The sequence below is a fragment of the Streptomyces sp. NPDC088746 genome, assembly GCF_044751065.1.
Taxonomy (GTDB): domain Bacteria; phylum Actinomycetota; class Actinomycetes; order Streptomycetales; family Streptomycetaceae; genus Streptomyces.
The window spans coordinates 97325-118337 of record NZ_JBIVLA010000006.1; the positions used below are offsets into that span (position 1 = coordinate 97325).

Here is a 21013-nt window from a genome sequence, read left to right on the forward strand (position 1 = left end):
CAAAGTCAACCATGGACAGTCGAATCAATGTACAGCTCATCGGTGGAGGAGAGACCTGCCATGCCTGCCTCACATACGGAAACCGCCCCTCTCGACATGCCCCGGGGGCTCGCCGGCGTGATCGTCACCGAGACCGCGCTCGGGGATGTGCGCGGGCGCGAGGGGTTCTACCACTACCGGCAGTACTCGGCGGTCGAGCTCGCGCAGAGCCGCGGTTTCGAGGACGTCTGGTACCTGATGTTCCACGGCGAGCTGCCCGGCCGGGCCGAGAGCGCCGGCTTCGCCGCCCGCACGGCCGGCCTGCGCCGGCTGCCCGCAGAGGTGCGGGAGGCGCTGCCCGCCATCGCCCGGGCCGGGGCCCTCTCCGGCCCGCTCGCAGGCCTTCGTACGGCGCTCTCGCTGCTCGGCGCCTCGGCCGGGTTCCGTCCGGTGTACGACATCGGTGCCGGCCGCCGCCGCGAGGACGCCCTCGCCGTATGCGCGGCCGTCCCCACGGTGCTGACCTCCCTGTACCGCCTCGGCCAGGGCCTGGAGCCGGTCGAGCCACGCGACGACCTCCCGTTCGCCGCGAACTACCTGTACATGCTCACCGGCGAGGAGCCGGACGCCGTACGGACCTCGGCCGTCGAGCGGTACCTCGTCTCCACCGTCGACCACGGTTTCAACGCGTCCACGTTCACCGCCCGGGTGATCGCCTCCACCGGCGCCGATGTCGCCGCCTGCCTCGTCGGAGCCGTCGGTGCGCTCTCCGGCCCCCTGCACGGCGGCGCGCCCAGCCGGGCGCTGGACACCCTGGACGCCATCGGCACCCCGGACCGGATCGACGCCTGGATCCGTGAACGGGTCCTCGCGGGGGAACGGATCATGGGATTCGGGCACCCCGTCTACCGCACCGAGGACCCGCGCTCACGGATGCTCCGCTCGGTCGCGCAGAGCTTCGGGGGCCCGCTCGTCGACTTCGCCGTCGAGGTCGAACGCCAGGTGGAGGCGATCCTCGCCGAGCTCAAGCCGGGACGCGAGCTGCACACGAACGTGGAGTTCTACGCCGGTGTCGTCATGGAGCTCTGCGGGCTGCCGCGCGAGATGTTCACCCCCACCTTCTGTGCCGCGCGCATGGTCGGCTGGAGCGCCAATATCCTGGAGCAGGCGGAGGACTCGAAGATCATCCGCCCGGCGGCCCGCTATGCCGGGCCCCCGCCTCCGCAGCCCGTACCGGCGCTCTGAACGACCCGAGGAAGGCCCCGTTGACCCCGCCCCACGCCCCGCAGATCCCGGTCGTCGTCCTGGCGGGGTTCCTCGGATCCGGCAAGACCACACTGCTCAACCATCTGCTCCGCAACAGGGCGGGCAACAGGATCGGGGTCATCGTCAACGACTTCGGCTCCATCGAGATCGACGCCATGACCGTCGCGGGGCAGGTCGGATCGACGGTCTCACTGGGCAACGGCTGTCTGTGCTGCGCGGTCGACGCGAGCGAGCTCGACACCTACCTGGAGACGCTGACCGGGCCCGCCGCGCGCCTCGACGTGATCGTCATCGAGGCCAGCGGTCTCGCCGAGCCCCAGGAACTCGTACGGATGCTGCTGGCCAGCGACAATCCGCACATCCGGTACGGGGGACTGGTCGAGGTCGTCGACGCGGCCGAGTTCCCCGCCACGCGGGAGCGCCACCCCGAGATCGACCGCCACCTCGCGGCCGCCGACCTGATCGTCCTGAACAAGACCGACCGGGTCTCGGACGCGGAACTGGCGGCGGTGCGGGAGACGGCCGGGACGGCGGGCGCCGGGGCGGCGGTCATCCGCGCCGCGTACGGCAGGATCGACCCGGAGCTGCTCTTCGACCCCGTGCTCCGGCCGGACGAGGACGACTCGTTCCGCCAGCTGACGTTCGAGGACCTGCTCCCCGAAGCCGACCGCGCGCACGAGGAGCACCTGCACACGGCGTACGAGAGTGTCTCCTTCACCGCGGACGTGCCGCTCAGCCCCCGCCGCTTCATGGCGTTCCTCGACTCCAGGCCGGCGGGCCTCTACCGGATCAAGGGGTTCGCCGACTTCGGTGCGGGCGACCCCGGCAACCGGTACGCCCTGCACGCCGTCGGGAGGTTCCTGCGCTTCGTGCCGGAGCGCTGGGCCCGTGACGAACCGCGACGCACCCAGCTGGTGCTGATCGGCTCCGGTATCGACGCCGAGGCCCTGCGCAAGGAGCTGGAGGCCTGCCAGGACGCGTGGCAGGACGCCAACGAGGAGCTGGAGCGCAGCATGTGGGGCGTCCTGCGGTACGTACGGCAGCCGGACGACGAGGACTGAGCCCCCGCCGCCCGGCCGGGTGCCCTACAGAGGCCCGGCGATCACCGCGACCGGACTCGTCAGCGGTGTGCCCGAACCGTCACGGCGCGGATCCGGGTCCGGGAGCTCGGCCGGTGCGCCGTTCTTCTGGGCCGCCCGTGCCGGGGTCTCGCCCGCCCAGGCGAACACCAGGACGTCCTCCCCCTTGAGGAAGCGCTGGCAGCGCACCCCGCCGGTGGCCCTGCCCTTGCGTGGGTACTGGTCGAACGGGGTGAGCTTCCAGGTCCGCTCGGAGTCGTCCAGCGTGCCGTGCGATCCGGCGACGGTGAACACCGCCGCGTCCGCGGAGGGATCCACCGCCGCGAACGAGAGAACGGTGGCGCCCGCCGCGAGCTTGACCCCTGCCATGCCGCCCGCGGGGCGTCCCTGCGGACGCACCGACGCGGCGGGATAGCGCAGGAGCTGGGCGTCGGACGTGATGAAGACCAGGTCCTCCTCGCCCGTACGCAACTGCTTGGCGCCGACGATCCGGTCACCGTCCTTCAGCGAGATGACCTCCAACTCCTCCTTATTGGCGGGGTAGTCGGGCACCACGCGCTTCACCACGCCTTGCAGGGTGCCGATGGCCAGGCCCTGCGCCTCCTCGTCGAGGGTGGTGAGGCAGATCAGATCCTCGTCCGGCTCCAGCGTCAGGAACTCCGAGATCTGGGCGCCGCCCGACAGGTTCGGAGCGGCATGGGTGTCCGGCAGCTGCGGCAGGTCGATCACCGAGAGCCGGAGCAGCCGTCCGGCGGACGTCACCGCGCCCACGTCCCCGCGCGCCGTCGCGGGGACGGCCGAGACGATGGCGTCGTGCTTCGTGCGCCTGGCGTCCTCGGCCTGGGGGACCGGCTCGGCGTTGGCCGTACGGGCCAGGAGGCCGGTCGAGGAGAGCAGCACCTGGCACGGGTCGTCCGCGACCTCCAGCGGCACCGAGGCGACCTGTGAACCCGCCGACTCCAGCAGCACCGTGCGCCGCTCGGTGCCGAACTTCTTCGCCACCGCGGCCAGTTCGGCCGAGACCAGCTTCCGCAGCTCCGCGTCCGACTCCAGGATCGCGGTCAGCTGAGCGATCTCCTCGTCGAGCTTGTCGCGCTCGCTCTCCAGCTCGATCCTGTCGAAGCGCGTGAGCCTGCGCAGCGGGGTGTCCAGGATGTACTGGGTCTGGATCTCGCTCAGCGAGAAGCGCTCCATCAGGCGCTCCTTCGCCTGCGCCGAGTTGTCGCTGTCCCGGATGAGCCGGATGACCTCGTCGATGTCGAGCAGGGCCACGAGGAGACCCTCGACCAGGTGCAGCCGGTTACGCCGCTTGGTCCTGCGGAACTCGCTGCGCCGGCGCACCACGTCGAAGCGGTGGTCGAGATAGACCTCGAGGAGCTCCTTGAGCCCCAGGGTCAGCGGCTGCCCGTCGACCAGCGCGACGTTGTTGATGCCGAAGGACTCCTCCATCGGCGTCAGCTTGTAGAGCTGCTCCAGCACGGCCTCCGGCACGAAGCCGTTCTTGACCTCGATCACCAGACGCAGACCGTGCGCCCGGTCCGTGAGGTCCTTGACGTCCGCGATGCCCTGGAGCTTCTTCGACCCGACGAGGTCCTTGATCTTGGCGATCACCTTCTCCGGACCGACGGTGAAGGGAAGTTCGGTGACGACGAGACCCTTGCGACGGGGCGTGACGCTCTCTATGGCGACCGTGGCGCGGATCTTGAACGTGCCGCGCCCCGCGGCGTAGGCGTCCTTGATGCCGCCGAGGCCGACGATCCTGCCGCCGGTGGGCAGGTCGGGACCCGGGACGAAGCGCATCAGCGTCTCGAGGTCCGCACCCGGGTGCCGGATGAGGTGGCGGGCGGCGGCGATGACCTCGCCGAGGTTGTGCGGGGGCATGTTGGTCGCCATGCCGACCGCGATACCGGAAGCGCCGTTGACCAGGAGGTTCGGGTACGCGGCCGGGAGGACGACCGGCTCCTGCTCCTGGCCGTCGTAGTTCGACTGGAAGTCGACGGTGTCCTCGTCGATCGACTCCGTCATCAGCGACGTGGCGTCGGCCATCCGGCACTCGGTGTACCGCATGGCGGCCGGCGGGTCGTCGTTGCCCAGCGAGCCGAAGTTGCCGTGCCCGTCGACGAGGGGCAGGCGCATCGAGAACGGCTGTGCCATGCGCACCAGTGCGTCGTAGATCGACGCGTCACCGTGCGGGTGCAGTTTGCCCATCACTTCGCCGACGACGCGTGCGCACTTCACGTAGCCGCGGTCGGGGCGGAGCCCCATCTCGTTCATCTGGGACACGATGCGGCGGTGCACGGGCTTCATGCCGTCGCGGGCGTCGGGCAGAGCCCTGGAGTAGATCACCGAGTACGCGTACTCGAGGAAGGAGCCCTGCATTTCGTCGACGACGTCGATGTCGAGGATCTTCTCCTCGAAGTCGTCCGGCGGCGGGGTTTTCGTGCTGCGGCGGGCCATCGCGGCTGCGACTCCTTCACAGATTCTGTCGGGCAACCTCAGGTTCTGACGCGGACCATTGTGGCCCGCCGTACTGACAACACCGACCTCGACCCGTCCGAAGCGGTCCTCGGGGCCTCCGCGGAGCCCCCGTGCACGGCAGTATCTACGACAACATTCACCCGGCGGGAACTTCGCCAGGTGCCCGTGCGCTTGCCTAGAGTGGCAGGTCCGGCAGGAAATCCTGTACCGATCGAAGGGACGTACATGCCCATGGGTCACACGGCCACAGCCCAGGCCGGTTCCGGCGGCTTGACGGCGACCGAGCACCGTCTGGCCAACGGCCTGCGCGTGGTGCTCTCCGAGGACCATCTGACCCCCGTCGCCGCGGTCTGCCTCTGGTACGACGTCGGCTCCCGCCACGAGGTCAAGGGGCGCACGGGTCTGGCTCACCTCTTCGAGCACCTGATGTTCCAGGGCTCGGGCCAGGTCAAGGGGAACGGGCACTTCGAGCTGGTGCAAGGGGCCGGTGGCTCCCTGAACGGCACGACCAGCTTCGAACGCACCAACTACTTCGAGACGATGCCCACGCACCAGCTGGAGCTGGCCCTGTGGCTCGAGGCCGACCGGATGGGCTCACTGCTCGCCGCGCTCGACGAGGAGTCCATGGAGAACCAGCGGGACGTCGTGAAGAACGAGCGCCGCCAGCGCTACGACAACGTCCCGTACGGCACGGCCTTCGAGAAGCTCACCGCTCTCGCCTACCCGGCCGGCCACCCGTACCACCACACGCCGATCGGCTCGATGGCCGACCTGGACGCGGCGACGCTGGAGGACGCGCAGGCGTTCTTCCGTACGTACTACGCGCCGAACAACGCCGTGCTCTCCGTGGTCGGGGACATCGACCCGGAGCAGACGCTCGCCTGGATCGAGAAGTACTTCGGCTCCATCCCCTCGCACGACGGCAAGCAGCCCCCGCGCGACGGCACGCTGCCCGGCATCATCGGCGAGCAGCTGCGCGAAGTGGTCCAGGAGGAGGTCCCCGCGCGTGCGCTGATGGCCGCCTACCGGCTGCCGCACGACGGCACCCGCGAGTGCGACGCCGCTGACCTGGCCCTGACCGTGCTCGGCGGCGGTGAGTCGTCCCGTCTGCACAACCGTCTGGTGCGCCGCGACCGTACGGCGGTGGCCGCCGGGTTCGGGCTGCTCAGGCTCGCCGGAGCGCCGTCGCTCGGCTGGCTGGACGTCAAGACGTCCGGTGGCGTCGAGGTGCCGCAGATCGAGGCGGCCGTCGACGAGGAGCTGGCACGCTTCGCCGAGGAGGGCCCCACGCCGGAGGAGATGGAGCGCGCCCAGGCGCAGTTGGAGCGCGAGTGGCTCGACCGCCTCGGCACGGTCGCCGGCCGCGCGGACGAACTGTGCCGGTACGCCGTCCTGTTCGGCGACCCGCAGCTCGCCCTGACCGCGGTGGGCCGTGTGCTCGACGTGACGGCCGACGAGGTCAAGGCAGCCGCCCGGGCGCACCTGCGCCCCGACAACCGTGCGGTCCTGGTCTACGAGCCGGTCGAACCGGCCGACGAGACCGAGGGCACCGACGCGCCCGAGGGGGCCGACAAGTGACCGACGCCGCCGTGACTGGAGTAGCGATGGAGTACCACCCGCAGCCGACCGCCGGCGAGGCCAGGCCCTGGGCCTTCCCCGCGCCCGAGCGCGGCGCCCTGCCCAACGGGCTGACCGTGCTGCGCTGCCACCGGCCCGGCCAGCAGGTCGTCGCCGTGGAGATCTTCCTCGACGCCCCGCTGGACGCGGAGCCCGAGGGCCTGGACGGTGTGGCCACGATCATGGCGCGCGCGCTGTCCGAGGGCACGGACAAGCACTCCGCGGAGGAGTTCGCCGCCGAGCTGGAGCGGTGCGGCGCCACGCTGGACGCCCACGCGGACCACCCGGGTGTCCGCGTCTCCCTGGAGGTGCCGGTCTCCCGGCTGACCAAGGCCCTCGGCCTGGTCGCGGAGGCCCTGCGGGCCCCGGCCTTCGCGGAGAGCGAGATCGAGCGCCTGGTGGGCAACCGCCTCGACGAGATCCCGCACGAGCAGGCCAACCCGGCCCGGCGCGCGGCCAAGCAGCTCTCCAAGGAGCTCTTCCCCGCCACCGCACGGATGTCGCGCCCGCGCCAGGGCACCGAGGAGACGGTCCGGCGGATCGACGCCGCCGCCGTACGCGCCTTCTACGACGCCCATGTCCGCCCGTCCACGGCGACGGCGGTCGTCGTCGGCGACCTCACCGACGTGGACCTCGACGCGCTGCTCTCCGACACCGTCGGTGACTGGTCGGGCAATGCGGGCCAGGCCCGGCCCGTGCCCCCGATCACCGCGGACGACACCGGCCGTGTGGTCATCGTGGACCGTCCGGGAGCCGTGCAGACGCAGCTGCTGATCGGCCGGATCGGCGCGGACCGGCACGACAGCGTGTGGCCCGCCCAGGTCCTCGGCACCTACTGCCTGGGAGGCACTCTGACCTCGCGCCTGGACCGCGTGCTGCGTGAGGAGAAGGGCTACACCTACGGCGTCCGGGCCTTCGGACAGGTGCTGCGCTCGACGGCGCCCGGCTCCTCGTCCGGGGCGGCGGGTGCCGCGATGCTCGCCATCAGCGGCTCGGTGGACACCGAGTCCACCGGTCCCGCGCTGGACGACCTCTGGAAGGTCCTGCGCACCCTCGCGGCCGAGGGACTCACCGACGCCGAGCGGGAGACCGCCGTGCAGAACCTCGTGGGCGTCGCCCCGCTCAAGTACGAGACGGCGGCGTCCGTCGCGGGCACCCTGGCCGACCAGGTGGAGCAGCACCTCCCGGACGACTACCAGGCGAAGCTGTACGCACGCCTGGCCGACACCGGCACGGTCGAGGCGACCGCCGCCGTGGTCAACGCGTTCCCGGTCGACCGGCTGGTCACCGTCCTGGTCGGGGACGCCGCTCGGATCAAGGAGCCCGTGGAGGCGCTCGGTATCGGTGAGGTGTCGGTCGTCAGCGGCTGACGGAACCGGACATGACGGGCCCCGGCGGCTGTACTCCCGCCGGGGTTCTGTCATTTGTCCGTATTGCAGGGAAAGTCGTATTTCGTCCTGTGGGATGTGCGACAAAAGGCCCTTTCCGTTTGGCGGGGGAAAGTCTCCCGATCTAGCGTCGGCGCGGCTGTCCGCCGGACGATTGCCGCGCCCGCGGCGCCGGACAGCCATCGCCGAGTCCCCGTCAGGCGCGAGCCTGGGGAGCCGGGGACCCATGAAGTCCCTGGGGTGAATCGGATCCCTGTACCTCGTCGGAGGCTCAGGGGCCCGTAGGAGACCTTCCTGCTCCGAACCCGTCAGCTAACCCGGTAGGCGAGAAGGAAGGAAAGGACCAGCCCCTCCATGGCGTTCATCCGTGCCACCGGGAAGCACCGTGCCCCGAGCCGCCTGACGCGCAAGAGCGCCAAGGTCGCCGGCGTCGCCGCCCTGGCCACCACCGGCGTACTCGGTGCCACGGCCTCCCCGGCCCTCGCCGCGGACTCCGAGGTCACCGCGGGCAGCACCGGCCTGACCCAGACGGTCGCCCTCGACACCACTCTCGCGGCCCAGATCGAGGCTCAGGCGAAGGCCCAGAAGCACCAGGCCGACGTCGCCGCGAAGGCCGCGGCCGAAGCGAAGGCCAAGGCGAAGGCGAAGGCCGAGGCCGAGCGCAAGGCGGAAGCCCGCGCCAAGGAGGCCCGCGAGGAGAAGGCACGCGCCGCCCGCGCCGCCGAGCGCGCCCGGCTCAACGCCTTCCACCTCCCCGTCGCCGGTTCCCACGTCACCACCGGCTACAAGTCCGGTGGCGCGCTCTGGTCCTCCGGCTCCCACTCCGGCGTGGACTTCCAGGCCGCGTCCGGCACCTCGGTCGTCGCGGTCGGCGCCGGTACGGTCGTCGAGGCCGGCTGGGGCGGCGCCTACGGCAACAACATCGTGCTCAGGATGAAGGACGGCACGTACACCCAGTACGGCCACCTCTCCTCGATCGGCGTCTCCGTCGGCCAGAGCGTCGGCTCCGGCGAGCAGATCGGCCTCTCCGGCTCGACCGGCAACTCCACCGGGCCGCACCTGCACTTCGAGGCCCGTACCACCCCCGAGTACGGCTCGGACATGGACCCCGTCGCCTACCTCCGCGCCCACGGCGTCCAGGTCTGACCCCGCGCCGCCACCGCGATCTCTGACGAAGGCCCCGGCATCCGCCGGGGCCTTCGCCGTGCCCCGGGGCCGACGCGTGCCGAAGCCCCCGCGGAAGTGCTCCCTGGCCAAAAGATATCCATGGATTCCACCCCGCCATCGGAAATTCCGGCCGGTTGCAATAGAGTCACAGAACAGGCGTCGATCGGCCGCGTTTCGCGGGGATTAAGGCGGAGGTTCGGACATGCGCATTCCCGCGCATTCGGTATGCACGGCAATCCGTGACGACATCGTCTCCGGTGTCTTCGAACGCGGCAGCCGCCTCACCGAAGAGGTGCTCGCGCGTCGCTACGGCGTCTCCCGCGTCCCCGTACGCGAGGCGCTGCGCACCCTGGAGTCCGAAGGGTTCGTCGTGACCCGCCGGCACGCGGGTGCCTGTGTCGCCGAGCCCACCGAGCAGGAAGCGGCCGACCTTCTTGAGATACGCATGCTCCTGGAGCCCCTCGGGGCCGCACGTGCGGCGCAGCGCCGCACCGAGGCGCATCTCAAAGTGCTCCGCGGCCTGGTCAGGCTGGGCCAGGAGCGGGTGCGCCGGGGCGAGGGGGAGGACCTGCGCTCCCTGGGGGGCTGGTTCCACGAGACGCTGGCGCAGGCCTCGGGGAGCCCCGCGCTGATCGCTCTGCTCACCCAGCTCCGGCACAAGATCGCCTGGATGTACGCGGTCGAGCAGCCGGCCCGCCCCGCGGACTCCTGGGCCGAGCACGGCGCTCTGGTCGACGCCGTGGCCCGCCGCGACGCGGAGCGGGCCCGGGCGCTCGCCACCCAGCACGCCGAGCGGGCCACGGCGGCCCACCGGCTGCGGCGCGCGCCGGGGCACACGCCCGGCCAGACCCGGGTGAGGACTTCGCAACACCCCGTAAACATCGCGGGAGTCCGTCATTAACAATTGCGCCGTATACAAAGAGGGGTAATTGTCGAAGGGCTTTCTTTTTGCTGCCCTGACCCATTTTCCGGAGCTCTGCCCGCTTCGGTTCGGGGAACAGAAAAGCCGCGGCTCCCGGTCGGGGGTGCCGCGGCTTTTCCGCGAAAAAATTCCGGCTCGAAGTGGCCGGAATCAGACGGTCTCCGGGAGCTCCTCGAGCCCTTCGGCGACCAGCTTGGCCAGGCGGTCCAGGGCGGCCTCGGCGTTGTCCGCCTCGGATGCGAGCACGATCTCCTCGCCGCCCTGGGCGCCCAGGCCGAGCACCGCGAGCATGGAGGCGGCGTTCACCGGGTTGCCGTCGGCCTTGGAGATCGTCACGGGGACGCCGGAGGCCGTGGCGGCACGGACGAAGATGGAAGCGGGGCGGGCGTGCAGGCCCTCGGCCCAACCGACGTTGACGCGGCGCTCAGCCATGGTTCTGCCCTTCACGTAACAATGGGTTGTCTAGACCAGTCTCTCATGCAGTGCGCGCTGCCGTGCCCGGCACCGCCACCGGCCTGCCCGCCGTCCGCCGGCACCCCCAGCGTGCCCTTGCCGGGATCCCGCCGCTACCGGTGCCACGAGCCGTAGGCTTTGCCCATGGAGCCCACTCCGGAGCAGAGTCCGCATCACGCGTACCCCGACCACTGGGAGGCGGACGTGGTGCTCCGCGACGGTGGCACCGCGCGGATCAGGCCCATCACCACGGACGACGCCGAGCGGCTGGTCAGCTTCTACGAGCAGGTGTCCGACGAGTCGAAGTACTACCGCTTCTTCGCCCCGTATCCCCGACTCTCCGCCCGTGACGTGCACCGCTTCACCCATCACGACTACGTCGACCGGGTGGGACTGGCCGTCACGATCGGCGGCGAGTTCATCGCCACCGTCCGCTTCGACCGGATCAACGAGCAGGGCCGGCCCGCCTCGGCCCCCGCCGACGAGGCGGAGGTCGCCTTCCTCGTGCAGGATGCCCACCAGGGCCGCGGCGTGGCGTCCGCCCTCCTCGAACACATCGCGGCGGTGGCCAGGGAGCGGGGGATCCGCCGTTTCGCCGCAGAGGTGCTGCCCGCCAACAACAAGATGATCAAGGTGTTCCGGGACGCCGGCTTCACCCAGCAGCGCAGCTTCGAGGACGGCTCCGTCCACCTCACCCTCGATCTGGAACCCACGGCCGAGTCCCTCGCCGTCCAGCGCGCCCGTGAGCAGCGGGCCGAGGCGCGCTCCGTGCAGCGCCTGCTGACCCCCGGCTCCGTCGCGGTCGTCGGCGTCGGCCGGGAGCCCGGCGGTGTGGGCCGGACCGTGCTGCGCAACCTCCTGGCCTCGGGCTTCACCGGGCGCACGTACGCCGTGAACACCTCCTTCGCGGCCGGTACGGGAACACTCGACGGGGTGCCCGCGCACCGCTCGGTGGGCGAGATCGGCGAGCGGGTCGACCTCGCGGTCGTCGCCGTTCCGGCCGACCGGGTGCCCGAGGTCGTGGCCGACTGCGGCGAGAACGGCGTCCAGGGCCTCGTGGTCCTCTCCGCCGGTTACGCCGAGCGAGGCACCGAAGGCCGGGAACGGCAGCGCGAACTGGTCCGGCAGGCACGCTCCTACGGGATGCGGATCATCGGCCCGAACGCCTTCGGCATCATCAACACGTCCGGCACGGTCCGCCTCAACGCCTCCCTCGCCCCCGAGTCGCCCAAGGCCGGGCGCATCGGGCTCTTCACCCAGTCGGGCGCCATCGGCATCGCCGTCCTGTCCGGTCTTTACCGCAGGGGCGCCGGCCTGTCGGCCTTCATCTCCGCGGGCAACCGCGCCGACGTCTCCGGCAACGACTTCCTTCAGTACTGGTACGAGGACCGGGACACCGACGTCGCCCTGCTGTACCTCGAATCACTGGGCAACCCGCGCAAGTTCACCCGGCTCGCCCGCCGGACGGCCGCCGTGAAGCCGGTGGTCGTGGTGAAGGGCGCCCGGCACAGCGGATCCAATCCGCCGGGCCACGCGGTGCCCGTCAGCCGTATCCCCGACGCGACGGTCTCGGCGCTGATGCGCCAGGCGGGCGTGATCCGCGTCGACACCGTGACGGAGATGGTCGACGTCGGCCTCCTCCTCGCCGGCCAGCCCCTGCCGGACGGCCCCCGCGTGGCCATCCTGGGCAACTCGGAGTCGCTCGGCCTCCTCGCCTACGACGCCTGCATGGCGGAAGGGCTCCGCCCGCGCCCGCCCCGCGACCTCACCACGGTGGCGAGCCCGCAGGACTTCCGTGACGCGCTGGCCGAGGCTCTCGCCGACCGGACGTGCGACGCCGTGATCGTGACCGCGATCCCCTGGGTGGGCGAGAACGGCGAGGCGGAGACCGGTGACGGCGAGGTCCTGGCCGCCGCCCTGCGCGAGGCGGCGGCCGACAGCCCCGCCAAGCCCGTGGCCGTGGTGCACGTGGAGATGGGCGGACTGGCGCATGCCCTCGCCGCCGCCACGAGCACGGCCGCCCCGCGCGAGACCCGGCGGCCGGCCGGCCCCGCGGCAGCCCCGACCCCGCCCGCCTCCGCCCCCCGGGCCGACGACGCGGGCGCCCCGGCGCCGACCGCGCCCGACAGGAGTGCGGGCGGCTCCTCCGCCGGGCGCATTCCCGCCTACCCCGCCGCCGAGCGAGCCGTCCGCGCGCTCGCCGAGGCGGTGAAGTACGCCCAGTGGCGACGCCAGGCGGCCGCCCCCGGCAGGGTGCCCGAATTCCTGAACGACACCATCGACGAGCACGGGACCGCCGCGCTGATCGAGACGCTGCTCGGCCCGGCCCCCGACCCGCGCGGCCGTCCGCTGACCCATGACGAGGCCCGTGAGCTGCTCGCCCGCTACGGCGTCACCGTACGGCCGGCGCTCCCCGCCCCCGATCGGGAGGCAGCCGTCGCCGCCGCCGAGAAGATCGGCTACCCGGTGGCCCTCAAGACCACCGCCCCCCATCTCCGGCACCGCGCCGACCTCGGCGGCGTCCGGCTCGATCTCGCCGGCGAGGACGCGCTGCGCCGGGCGTACGACGAACTGACCGATCTGCTGGGCACGCCCGCCGAACTCAGGCCCGTCGTCCAGGCCATGGCGCCCAGGGGTGTCGACACCGTCGTCAGGGCGTCCATCGACGCTGCCGCCGGTGCCGTCCTCTCCTTCGGCCTGGCCGGCGCGCCCTCCGAGCTCCTGGGCGACACGGCCCACCGTCTCGTACCCGTCACCGACCGAGACGCGGCCGAGCTGATCCGCTCCATCAAGGCGGCTCCGGTGCTGTTCGGCTGGCGCGGGGCCGCTCCGGCGGACACCGCGGCGCTCGAAGAGCTCCTGCTGCGGGTGTCCAGGCTGGTCGACGACCACCCCGAGGTGGTCTCGGTCTCGCTGGAACCCGTCGTCGTCGCCACGCACGGCCTGACGGTGCTCGGAGCGAGCGTCCGGCTGGCCCCGCCCCCCGCCCGCGGCGACCTCGGCCCCCGCCGGCTCCCCAGCTACTGAACGCCCACGGACCCCCGCACAGCGTCCCCGGCAGTCACCGGCCCCCCGTAGGATGGTTCCCATGGCAAAGACCGGTACGACGACCCAGGGGCTGCGCGCGGCGATCGAGCGCAGCGGCTACTACCCGGCCCTCGTGGCCGAGGCGGTGGAGGCCGCCGTCGGCGGGGAGCCGGTCGCTTCGTACCTGGTGCACCAGGAGACCACCTTCGACTCCAACGAGGTCCGGCGCCACGTCACGGTCCTCGTCCTGACGGACACGCGCTTCATCGTGAGCCACACCGACGAGCAGGCCGCCGACACCAGCTCCCCGACGCCGTACGCCACGACGTCCACCGAGTCGGTCAAGCTCGACCGGATCTCTTCCGTCGTGGTCAGCCGCGTCGTCGCCAACCCCGAGAAGTACGTGCCCGGCACGCTGCCCCGCGAGGTCGTCCTGACCATCGGCTGGGGCGCCGTCGCCCGCATCGACCTGGAGCCCGCGGCCTGCGGCGACCCCAACTGCGAGGCCGACCACGGCTACACCGGCAGCTCCACCGCCGACGACCTGAGCCTCCGGGTGAGCGAGGCCGGGGACGGACCGGACACCGTGCGCCAGACCCTCGCCTTCGCCCAGTCCCTCTCCGAGGCCACGGCCTCGACCGCGGCGACTCCCCGCTGATGGTCCAGCCCGCATGGCAGGACCCCGTCCTGCTCGCCCCCGAGAGCGCGCCCGTACCCGAATACGGAACCGGCTCGCTCGCGGACCTGCTGCCGACGCTGGTCGCGGGACAAGGCGTACCCGGCTTCGAGGCGACGATCCCGGAGCTCACCCCCGCCGACCGTAACTGCGTCTTCCTGATCGACGGACTCGGCTGGGAGCAGATCAAGGCCCACCCGGACGAGGCCCCCTTCCTGCACTCGCTGCTCCCGACCTCCCGCGGCGGCACCGGCCGGCCGGTCACATCGGGCTTTCCGTCCACCACGGCGACCTCGCTCGCCTCCGTCGGTACGGGCCTGCCGCCGGGCGAGCACGGCCTGCCCGGCTACACGGTGCGCAATCCGGCGACGGGCGCGCTCATGAACCAGCTCCGCTGGAAGCCGTGGACCGACCTCAAGGCCTGGCAGCCCCACCCGACCGTCTTCAAGCTCGCCGACGCCGCCGGAGTGCGCACGGCTCAGGTCTCCGCCCCCGACTTCGAGCAGACGCCCCTGACCAAGGTGGCGCTCAGCGGGGGTTCCTTCCTCGGCCGGCTCACCGGCGAGGACCGGATGGACCTCGCGGCGGAGCGGCTCGCCGCAGGCGACAGGTCCCTCGTCTACACGTACTACAGCGAGGTCGACGGCCAGGGGCACCGCTTCGGCGTCGACTCCGACGCCTGGCGCGGCCAGCTCATGTACGTCGACGGGCTCGCCCGGCGCCTCGCCGAGCAGCTGCCGCCCCGCTCGGCGCTGTACATCACCGCCGACCACGGCATGATCGACATCCCGTTCGACGAGCACTCCCGGATCGACTTCGACGAGGACTGGGAGCTGAGCGCCGGGGTCGCCCTGCTGGGCGGCGAGGGCCGCGCCCGCCACGTGTACGCGGTGCCCGGGGCCGAGGCCGACGTGCTGACCGTCTGGCGCGAGGTGCTCGGCGAGCAGTTCTGGGTGGCGAGCCGTGACGAGGCCGTCGCGGCGGGCTGGTTCGGCCCCCGGATCGACGAGCGGGTTTACGGCAGGATCGGCGACGTGGTGGCCGCGGCCCACGACGACGTGGTGATCACCGCCTCGGCCAAGGAGCCCCACGAGTCCGCGATGGTGGGGATGCACGGGTCCCTGACCCCCGTGGAGCAGCTGGTTCCGCTCCTCGAAGTACGCTCGTAGCCGACCTCTTCCGTTTCCCCGCACCCGCACACTCCTCCGAAAGGCACGCCCCCTCTCATGCCCGAGCTCGTGTTCTTCTCCGGGACGATGGATTGCGGAAAGAGCACCCTGGCTCTCCAGATCGGCCACAACAGGTCGGCGCGCGGCCTGCGGGGAGTGATCTTCACCCGTGACGACCGGGCGGGGGAGGGGAAGTTGTCGTCGCGGCTCGGACTGGTGACGGAGGCGGTCGAGGCTTCCCCTGGCATGGATCTGTACGGCTATCTCGTGGGCCGGATGTCGAAGGGCGACAAGGTCGACCATGTGATCGTGGATGAGGCCCAGTTCCTCGCCCCCGAGCAGATCGACCAACTGGCCCGTGTCGTCGACGATCTCGGCCTCGACGTGTTCGCGTTCGGCATCACCACGGACTTCCGCACCAAGCTCTTCCCCGGCTCGCAGCGGCTGATCGAGCTGGCGGACCGGATAGAGACGCTCCAGGTCGAGGCCCTGTGCTGGTGCGGTGCCCGTGCCACGCACAACGCCCGGACGGCCGGCGGGGTGATGGTGGTCGAGGGGGAGCAGGTCGTGGTCGGGGACGTCGACCAGCCCGCCACGGACGTCGGCTACGAGGTCCTCTGCCGCCGTCACCACCGCCGCCACATGACGAGCGCCACCGCCCACGCGGGCGCGCTGTCGCCCGACGTCCTGCCGATCAGCCACGGCTGACGTGAACCGCAGCCTTGCGACCTGCTCGGCGCGCCCCCGTCTTCGCAAGCTCACCGACAAACCACCAGAAAGCCACCGGCAATCGCGCCGGGGCCTCGGGGACCGACTGGATCCGCCGAAGCCGAAGCGCCCACGGCCCAGGGAACCTGCCGATCTCGACGCCCACCGCGGCGGATGACGTAACCGACTGAGCCCACCCGCTGCGGTGCACGCGGCCGGTTCAGCCTGCCGGCAGCAGCTCTTCCCCACCCTGGACGAACTCGGCATCGGCTTCGTCGCTTACTCCCCCCTCGGCCGCGGGTTCATCACCGGCACCGCCAAGCCCGCCGGCCAGTACGAAGCCACCGACATGCGTAACGGCGACCCGCGCCGGCAGCCGGGCAACTTCGAGAAGAACGTCGAAGCCGTCGACCGGCTGGCCGAGCTCGCGGCAGCCAAGGGTGCCACCGTCTCCCAGCTGGCCCTGGCATGGCTCCTGACCCGGGGCGAGCACGTCGTACCGATCCCCGGCACCCGCAGCCCGAAGCGCATCGAGGAAAACGCCGGCGCTGCCGACCTCACCCTCACCGACGCCGACCTCAAGGCCATCGCCGAGATCCTGCCCCTGGGCGGCTTCGGCGCCCGCTACGCCGACGGGCACGTGCCCACCTGGATCTGACGGATCCACCCTGGGACAGATGCCACTCAGGTCGGCTCGGCGAGATCAGCGCTGGGGGGCAACGAACGGCGGATCCGATCAACGGCCCCAACTACCGGCTCAAGAACGGCCTCCAGGCCATCGGACGCGAGACGGACGTGGCCTGACAGGTGGGGACGGAGAGAGCTACACGACTGGGGATCTGAGTCCGTACGCCGACACCGGGCATGGGGCCCAAGCTCGCTGCAACGCGTCTTCCGTATCTCCGCGCTGGTCAGCTCCTGGAGCGGTCCCAAACTCCAAGCGGTTCTACGACCGTAAGAGAGCCGAGGGCACGAGCCACGTCCAGTCCGTCCTCGCGTTCGCCCGCCGATGCGTCAACGCCCTGTGGGCCCTCATTCGTAACCGACGGAGCTACCAAGTCACATCACCCGTCACCGAGGTTGCTCGACAACAGCGTCAGGAAGCCATTGGTGTTCCCGAGGGGCACGGTCTGCCCGATCGATCTCGCCGTCAGCGGGGCTGGCACGGGGCAGGCACGGTTTCCAGTGATCATGAGGTGCCGAATCCCTGATCACCACGACGGAGGGTGTGCCTGCCCTCTCCTCCTCGTTCGTCCCGGGCCCTCTGGGTCAACTCGCCGATGCCGCACCGACCGCTCCCGGTGACCTTCCTAGTCTGCTGACCTGTCGGGCCCAGGTGCCTGATCCCCGGCGCGACCAGGGTTGGGTGAGCTCTGAGTTGCTGTCCAACTGGCGAGGAGTTTAAGGCGGTCCTCCGAGGGGGTGCCCGGCTCGGCCGTGTAGATGATCAGGTCGTGGACGGCCCGTTGAGGCAGGGGCAGGTCCAGAGAGCGGAAGGTCATCTCCAGACGGCCGACTTCGGGATGATCCAGTCGCTTGATGCCTTCGTGACGGATTCGGACGTCGTGACTGGCCCACATGGTGCGGAAGTCGGTGCTGAGCGTGGACAGTTCGCCGACGAGCTCACGCAGGGCCCGGTCGTGAGGTTCACGTCCCGCTTCGGCGCGGAGCATTGCGACCGTGGCCCTGGCGCCTTCCTCCCAGTCGACGAAGAAGTCGGGGGAGCCGGGGTCGAGGAAGAAGTAACGGGGAAAATTGGCGCAGCCCCGACCGCTGATGGTGTCGCTGTCGAACATCGGTGAGTACAGGGCCCTGCACAGCGCATTGCTCGCGACGATGTCCAGACGGCCGTTGCGGACGAAGGCGGGGGCCATGGTCATGGAGTCCACCATCCATTGGACGGGAGACGGGATCTCGACGTCCTTGCGCCGGTGCGACCTGCGGTGGGCGGGGCGAGCCGCTTTGGCCAGATAGAGCAGGTAGGCGCGCTCGTGCTCATCGAGGAGCAGTGCCCGCGCGACCGCTTCCAGCACGTCCTCGGAGACACCGCTGATGTGGCCCTTCTCCAGCCGCGTGTACCACTCGGTGCTCACGTCGGCCAGGGCCGCGACCTCCTCGCGCCGTAGTCCAGGAACCCGCCGGCGTCGGCTGGTGGGCAGCCCGACCCGCTCCGGGGCGAGCTTGGCGCGTCGGCTGATGAGAAAGTCGCGGATGTCCGAGCGGTTGTCGGTGGGATCACCGGTGCTGTTCTCAGACGGAAGTTCCATTCGTCCACGGTACCCATGGTCCGGCCGATAGGGAGGTTGCGTTTGTACCCCCCATAAATGCGACCTTGCCTGCCTTCGACGGCGCCGGTTCTGTGGGGTCGGCGGAGCTGAACGGCACTCCTTCCTTCGCGGGCCGCCGTCCGCCGTCCCCATCGACAGTTCAGGGATCATGACCATGGCCAGCAAGACCGTACTGATCACCGGCGCGACCAGCGGTATCGGCGCCCACACCGCCCGGTTGCTCCTCGATCGCGGCCACCGCGTGGCGGTCACCGGCCGCGACGAGAGCAAACTGGAGACTTTCCTCGACGAGGCCGGCCACCCCGACCGGTTGCTGGGTCTGGTCGCGGACGCGGCGGACTGGCAGGCCACCGAGTCGGTCGTGACCCGCACCGTGGAGCATTTCGGTGCCCTTGACGCGGCGGTGGCCAATGCCGGATTCATGTCCGGTGGCTCCATCGGGGCCGGTGCCCCGACGTCGTGGGCGCCGATGGTTCTCACCAACGTCCTCGGCCCCGCCCTGCTGGCCCATGCCGCCCTGCCCCACCTTGAGGCCACCAGCGGGCGGCTGGTGCTCATCGGCAGCGTCGCCGGGCTGAAGAACTCTCCCGGCAATCTCTACTCGGCCACCAAGTGGGCTACCACCGGCCTCGCCGAGAACCTGCGCCTGCACGCCACAACTCGCGGCATCGGTGTCACTCTTGTCAACCCCGGCATGATCGACACCCCGTTCTGGCAAGGCGCCGGCGTTCCCCCCTTCGCGCTGTCTCCCCAGCCCATCGCCCAGGCCATCTGCTTCGCCCTCGACCAACCGGCAGGCGTCGACCTCAACACCCTGACTGTCCGGCCCCTGGGCCAGCCCGTCTGACCATGCTCGGTTGTCGGAAGGGCGGTGTAACCGTAGGTCCCTGAAGCAAGGCCGCGTCATTCAGGTGATGTGCTCTGGTTGATCACGTGCCGAAGGTGGTCAACGGGCGGTTGGCATCGCGGGTGTGCCTGTGCCGGCGCGTACGCGCGAGGCGTACGTGGCGTCACGCTGGTTGCCTTGATCAGCGCGATGTAGTGGGCGTACTTGCTCCTCGACGAGGAAACGCGCGTGGACAGCCTGTGAGTGGAGGGCGTCGAAGGTGACCACCGTGCCGTGCAGGTCGAGCGGGGCAAGCAGCGGCCGGAGGACCGCGATCTCGTTGGTCACCATCATCGCGCGAGAAGAGGACCTGGGATGCTATGGGTGCGGCGGGCCCGTAGCGCCACCGGACAAGGACGTGGCCCCACGGGAAGGGTGAGTATCGGGGCGGAGGCGTGCCCTGCCGGGAGGGCGGCGCGTTGTACCGGCCATGAACGTATGCCGAACCTTCTCCGTCACCGCGGCCGGATGCTTTCTGCTGGCCGCCGCCCCCACTGCCCAGGCCGACAACTTCGCTCCGGCACTGACCAACACCGTTCTCACCGCCAGCACCGCCGGAGAGCGGACGGGCACAGCCGCCCACGGAGTGGCAGAACGGACCGGAGTCGCGAAGAAGGTCCCAGCGGTCATGGGCCTCGTGCAAGAAGGGGCCGACGCGGTGGCCGCGCGCGACGGGTCGGCCAGCAGCTGACCCCACCCGCACGTCTTCGAAGCCGAGATCCGCCGTGCCCACCGCGGGTGTTGTGGCGGGTCTCGGTCATGATGCGGTTCTTGGTACCGGTAACCGGCACCTGACGCTTGCGCAGCAGCCCGTCGTACAGGGCATAGGTGGCGTGTCTCCTGATTCGGGCAGAGCGCGGTTCGGACAGATCTCCTGCGTCACCCTGATCGAGCCTGCCGACCGGCGAACGGCCTTCCAGGTGGAGACGTCTCCGGTGCTGCCGTCCGCGTGAGCGCCGGACTCAACTGCCGGGCGGCCGCACGATCGTGAACACCGCGCCCTCCGGGTCCGCCACCGTGGCCAGCCTGCCGCTGGAGGCCTCACGCGGCGGCTGCAGCACGTGGCCGCCGAGTTCCACGACCCGTGCCGTCGCCTCGTCGGTGTCGGCGACCTGGAAGTACGTCATCCAGTGGGGCCCCCGGTCGCGCGGCAGGGCGTGTCCCACACCGTGCAGGGCGGCCACCGGGCGGCCCTGGATGTGCAACGTCTGGTAGTCGAAGTCGGCCGAGACGACCGCCTCGGTCTCGAAACCGAACACGGCCTGGTAGAACTTGGCGACCGACGCGGTCTCCCGGGTCACCAGCTCGTTCCACACGGGGGTGCCCGGTGTGCCCGCGAGGGCGGTACCGAGGTGCTCGGCGGCCTGCCAGACGCCGAAGACCGCGCCGCTCGGGTCGGACGCGATCAGGAGGCGGCCCGCGTTCCCGGCGTCGAGGGGGCCGACGGCCACCGTCCCGCCGCAGGAGCGGATCGACTCGGCTGTGGCGTCCGCGTCCTCCGTGGCGAGATAGGTCGTCCAGGCGATCGGGAGGTGCCGGCCGGGCGGCAGCTGCCCGATCCCCGCGACCTCCTTGCCGCTCAGCAGCGCTCGGACGTAGGGCCCCAGCTGCTCGGGCCCGGGCTGGAACTCCCAGCCGAACAGCCGGCTGTAGAACTCCTGGGTCGCGGTCAGGCCGTGCACGATCAGACTCACCCAGCACGGTGCTCCAGGCGTGCGCCGGGCGGCAGCCTCGGTCATCTTCTTCTCTCTCCTCGTACCATCGGGGTGGCCGTACGGGGGGACGGAGCCTGTGCGGTGTCCAGCGGCACGGATACGGGTGCGTACGCTCCGTGCAGATGCTCGCACCACTGAGCGTCCGAGGCACCCCGGCCGCGCCGCGTTTTCCGGCTTCCGCTCAGGTCGAAGTCC

General features: G+C 71.0%; 18 protein-coding genes, 1 pseudogene and 1 riboswitch. Of the genes and pseudogenes, 14 read left to right on the forward strand and 5 right to left on the reverse strand.

The features are described 5' to 3' along the window. The first annotated feature begins 60 nt into the window (after positions 1-60). Both ACIP63_RS25560 and ACIP63_RS25565 read left to right on the forward strand, forming a co-directional pair. Positions 61-1224 carry a citrate synthase/methylcitrate synthase gene (locus ACIP63_RS25560; RefSeq protein WP_401519788.1) on the forward strand — a complete coding sequence of 388 codons (1164 nt, stop codon included), beginning with the start codon at positions 61-63 and terminating at the stop codon, positions 1222-1224. 20 nt (positions 1225-1244) lie between these two features. Then, a complete protein-coding gene (locus ACIP63_RS25565) occupies positions 1245-2306 on the forward strand; it encodes a CobW family GTP-binding protein (protein ID WP_401519791.1) in 1062 nt (353 codons plus the stop codon). Between the two features lie 24 nt (positions 2307-2330). On the opposite strand, the gene ACIP63_RS25570 is transcribed toward ACIP63_RS25565, so the two are convergent. Then, positions 2331-4781 (reverse strand): DNA topoisomerase (ATP-hydrolyzing) subunit A, encoded by a 2451-nt coding sequence (locus ACIP63_RS25570; protein WP_401519794.1) that lies wholly within the window; start codon positions 4779-4781, stop codon positions 2331-2333. A 246-nt stretch (positions 4782-5027) separates the two neighbouring features. On the opposite strand from ACIP63_RS25570, the gene ACIP63_RS25575 reads away from it, so the two are divergent. The 4 genes from ACIP63_RS25575 to ACIP63_RS25590 all read left to right on the forward strand — a co-directional run bounded on the left by ACIP63_RS25575 (position 5028) and on the right by ACIP63_RS25590 (position 9875). Then, complete coding sequence (locus ACIP63_RS25575; protein WP_362940958.1) at positions 5028-6380, forward strand: pitrilysin family protein; 1353 nt, start codon at positions 5028-5030, stop codon at positions 6378-6380. Between the two features lie 26 nt (positions 6381-6406). Further along, complete coding sequence (locus tag ACIP63_RS25580) at positions 6407-7789, forward strand: M16 family metallopeptidase (RefSeq protein ID WP_401520719.1); 1383 nt, start codon at positions 6407-6409, stop codon at positions 7787-7789. 191 nt (positions 7790-7980) lie between these two features. Then, positions 7981-8149: riboswitch (cyclic di-AMP (ydaO/yuaA leader) on the forward strand. 12 nt (positions 8150-8161) lie between these two features. Further along, positions 8162-8953, forward strand: a complete 792-nt coding sequence (locus tag ACIP63_RS25585; protein ID WP_401519798.1) for a M23 family metallopeptidase — start codon at positions 8162-8164, stop codon at positions 8951-8953. Positions 8954-9176: 223 nt separating this feature from the next. Beyond that, positions 9177-9875, forward strand: a complete 699-nt coding sequence (locus ACIP63_RS25590; protein WP_401519801.1) for a GntR family transcriptional regulator — start codon at positions 9177-9179, stop codon at positions 9873-9875. A gap of 171 nt (positions 9876-10046) precedes the next feature. Here the strand turns inward: ACIP63_RS25590 and ACIP63_RS25595 are convergent, their stop codons facing one another. Beyond that, positions 10047-10328, reverse strand: a complete 282-nt coding sequence (locus ACIP63_RS25595) for an HPr family phosphocarrier protein (protein ID WP_356710256.1) — start codon at positions 10326-10328, stop codon at positions 10047-10049. A 165-nt stretch (positions 10329-10493) separates the two neighbouring features. On the opposite strand from ACIP63_RS25595, the gene ACIP63_RS25600 reads away from it, so the two are divergent. The 6 genes and pseudogenes from ACIP63_RS25600 to ACIP63_RS25625 form a co-directional block, all read left to right on the forward strand. Further along, positions 10494-13376, forward strand: a complete 2883-nt coding sequence (locus tag ACIP63_RS25600; protein ID WP_401519804.1) for a GNAT family N-acetyltransferase — start codon at positions 10494-10496, stop codon at positions 13374-13376. A 61-nt stretch (positions 13377-13437) separates the two neighbouring features. Beyond that, positions 13438-14034 carry a DUF5998 family protein gene (locus tag ACIP63_RS25605; RefSeq protein ID WP_401519807.1) on the forward strand — a complete coding sequence of 199 codons (597 nt, stop codon included), beginning with the start codon at positions 13438-13440 and terminating at the stop codon, positions 14032-14034. Then, on the forward strand, positions 14034-15221 hold the full coding sequence (locus ACIP63_RS25610; RefSeq protein WP_401519809.1) for an alkaline phosphatase family protein: 1188 nt from the start codon (positions 14034-14036) through the stop codon (positions 15219-15221). Before ACIP63_RS25605 ends, ACIP63_RS25610 begins: the two co-directional genes overlap by 1 nt. A 57-nt stretch (positions 15222-15278) precedes the next feature. Continuing rightward, positions 15279-15929 (forward strand): thymidine kinase, encoded by a 651-nt coding sequence (locus ACIP63_RS25615; RefSeq protein ID WP_401519811.1) that lies wholly within the window; start codon positions 15279-15281, stop codon positions 15927-15929. 205 nt (positions 15930-16134) lie between these two features. Beyond that, on the forward strand, positions 16135-16587 hold the full coding sequence (locus tag ACIP63_RS25620) for an aldo/keto reductase (protein ID WP_401519814.1): 453 nt from the start codon (positions 16135-16137) through the stop codon (positions 16585-16587). Between the two features lie 222 nt (positions 16588-16809). After that, positions 16810-17014 (forward strand): annotated as a pseudogene (locus ACIP63_RS25625) (IS110 family transposase); the annotation flags it as partial. Between the two features lie 225 nt (positions 17015-17239). Here the strand turns inward: ACIP63_RS25625 and ACIP63_RS25630 are convergent. Further along, entirely contained in the window at positions 17240-18196 is a 957-nt protein-coding gene (locus tag ACIP63_RS25630; RefSeq protein ID WP_401519817.1) for a helix-turn-helix transcriptional regulator, read from the reverse strand. A gap of 175 nt (positions 18197-18371) precedes the next feature. Between ACIP63_RS25630 and ACIP63_RS25635 the strand changes: the two genes are divergently transcribed. After that, positions 18372-19064 carry an SDR family oxidoreductase gene (locus ACIP63_RS25635; protein WP_401519820.1) on the forward strand — a complete coding sequence of 231 codons (693 nt, stop codon included), beginning with the start codon at positions 18372-18374 and terminating at the stop codon, positions 19062-19064. A 99-nt stretch (positions 19065-19163) separates the two neighbouring features. Here ACIP63_RS25635 and ACIP63_RS25640 read toward each other — a convergent pair whose 3' ends face one another. Next, on the reverse strand, positions 19164-19397 hold the full coding sequence (locus ACIP63_RS25640; protein WP_401519822.1) for a hypothetical protein: 234 nt from the start codon (positions 19395-19397) through the stop codon (positions 19164-19166). A gap of 136 nt (positions 19398-19533) precedes the next feature. Here ACIP63_RS25640 and ACIP63_RS25645 point away from each other — a divergent pair, with 136 nt between their 5' ends. Further along, complete coding sequence (locus ACIP63_RS25645; RefSeq protein ID WP_401519825.1) at positions 19534-19794, forward strand: hypothetical protein; 261 nt, start codon at positions 19534-19536, stop codon at positions 19792-19794. Between the two features lie 271 nt (positions 19795-20065). Here ACIP63_RS25645 and ACIP63_RS25650 read toward each other — a convergent pair whose 3' ends face one another. Next, positions 20066-20842: a VOC family protein gene (locus ACIP63_RS25650; RefSeq protein ID WP_401519828.1), complete on the reverse strand. Its 777-nt coding sequence runs from the start codon at positions 20840-20842 to the stop codon at positions 20066-20068. Between the last annotated feature and the right edge of the window lie 171 nt (positions 20843-21013).

Excerpts from the sequence above, each read along its gene's own strand:
- ACIP63_RS25575 (WP_362940958.1), top strand. The coding sequence starts at position 5,028 with ATGCCCATGGGTCACACGGCCACAGCCCAGGCCGGTTCCGGCGGCTTG.
- ACIP63_RS25610 (WP_401519809.1), top strand. The coding sequence starts at position 14,034 with ATGGTCCAGCCCGCATGGCAGGACCCCGTCCTGCTCGCCCCCGAGAGC.
- ACIP63_RS25650 (WP_401519828.1), bottom strand. The coding sequence starts at position 20,842 with ATGACCGAGGCTGCCGCCCGGCGCACGCCTGGAGCACCGTGCTGGGTG.
- ACIP63_RS25645 (WP_401519825.1), top strand. The coding sequence starts at position 19,534 with ATGAACGTATGCCGAACCTTCTCCGTCACCGCGGCCGGATGCTTTCTG.
- ACIP63_RS25585 (WP_401519798.1), top strand. The coding sequence starts at position 8,162 with ATGGCGTTCATCCGTGCCACCGGGAAGCACCGTGCCCCGAGCCGCCTG.
- ACIP63_RS25590 (WP_401519801.1), top strand. The coding sequence starts at position 9,177 with ATGCGCATTCCCGCGCATTCGGTATGCACGGCAATCCGTGACGACATC.
- ACIP63_RS25560 (WP_401519788.1), top strand. The coding sequence starts at position 61 with ATGCCTGCCTCACATACGGAAACCGCCCCTCTCGACATGCCCCGGGGG.
- ACIP63_RS25605 (WP_401519807.1), top strand. The coding sequence starts at position 13,438 with ATGGCAAAGACCGGTACGACGACCCAGGGGCTGCGCGCGGCGATCGAG.
- ACIP63_RS25635 (WP_401519820.1), top strand. The coding sequence starts at position 18,372 with ATGGCCAGCAAGACCGTACTGATCACCGGCGCGACCAGCGGTATCGGC.
- ACIP63_RS25570 (WP_401519794.1), bottom strand. The coding sequence starts at position 4,781 with ATGGCCCGCCGCAGCACGAAAACCCCGCCGCCGGACGACTTCGAGGAG.
- ACIP63_RS25595 (WP_356710256.1), bottom strand. The coding sequence starts at position 10,328 with ATGGCTGAGCGCCGCGTCAACGTCGGTTGGGCCGAGGGCCTGCACGCC.
- ACIP63_RS25600 (WP_401519804.1), top strand. The coding sequence starts at position 10,494 with ATGGAGCCCACTCCGGAGCAGAGTCCGCATCACGCGTACCCCGACCAC.
- ACIP63_RS25580 (WP_401520719.1), top strand. The coding sequence starts at position 6,407 with ATGGAGTACCACCCGCAGCCGACCGCCGGCGAGGCCAGGCCCTGGGCC.
- ACIP63_RS25615 (WP_401519811.1), top strand. The coding sequence starts at position 15,279 with ATGCCCGAGCTCGTGTTCTTCTCCGGGACGATGGATTGCGGAAAGAGC.
- ACIP63_RS25630 (WP_401519817.1), bottom strand. The coding sequence starts at position 18,196 with ATGGAACTTCCGTCTGAGAACAGCACCGGTGATCCCACCGACAACCGC.
- ACIP63_RS25640 (WP_401519822.1), bottom strand. The coding sequence starts at position 19,397 with ATGATGGTGACCAACGAGATCGCGGTCCTCCGGCCGCTGCTTGCCCCG.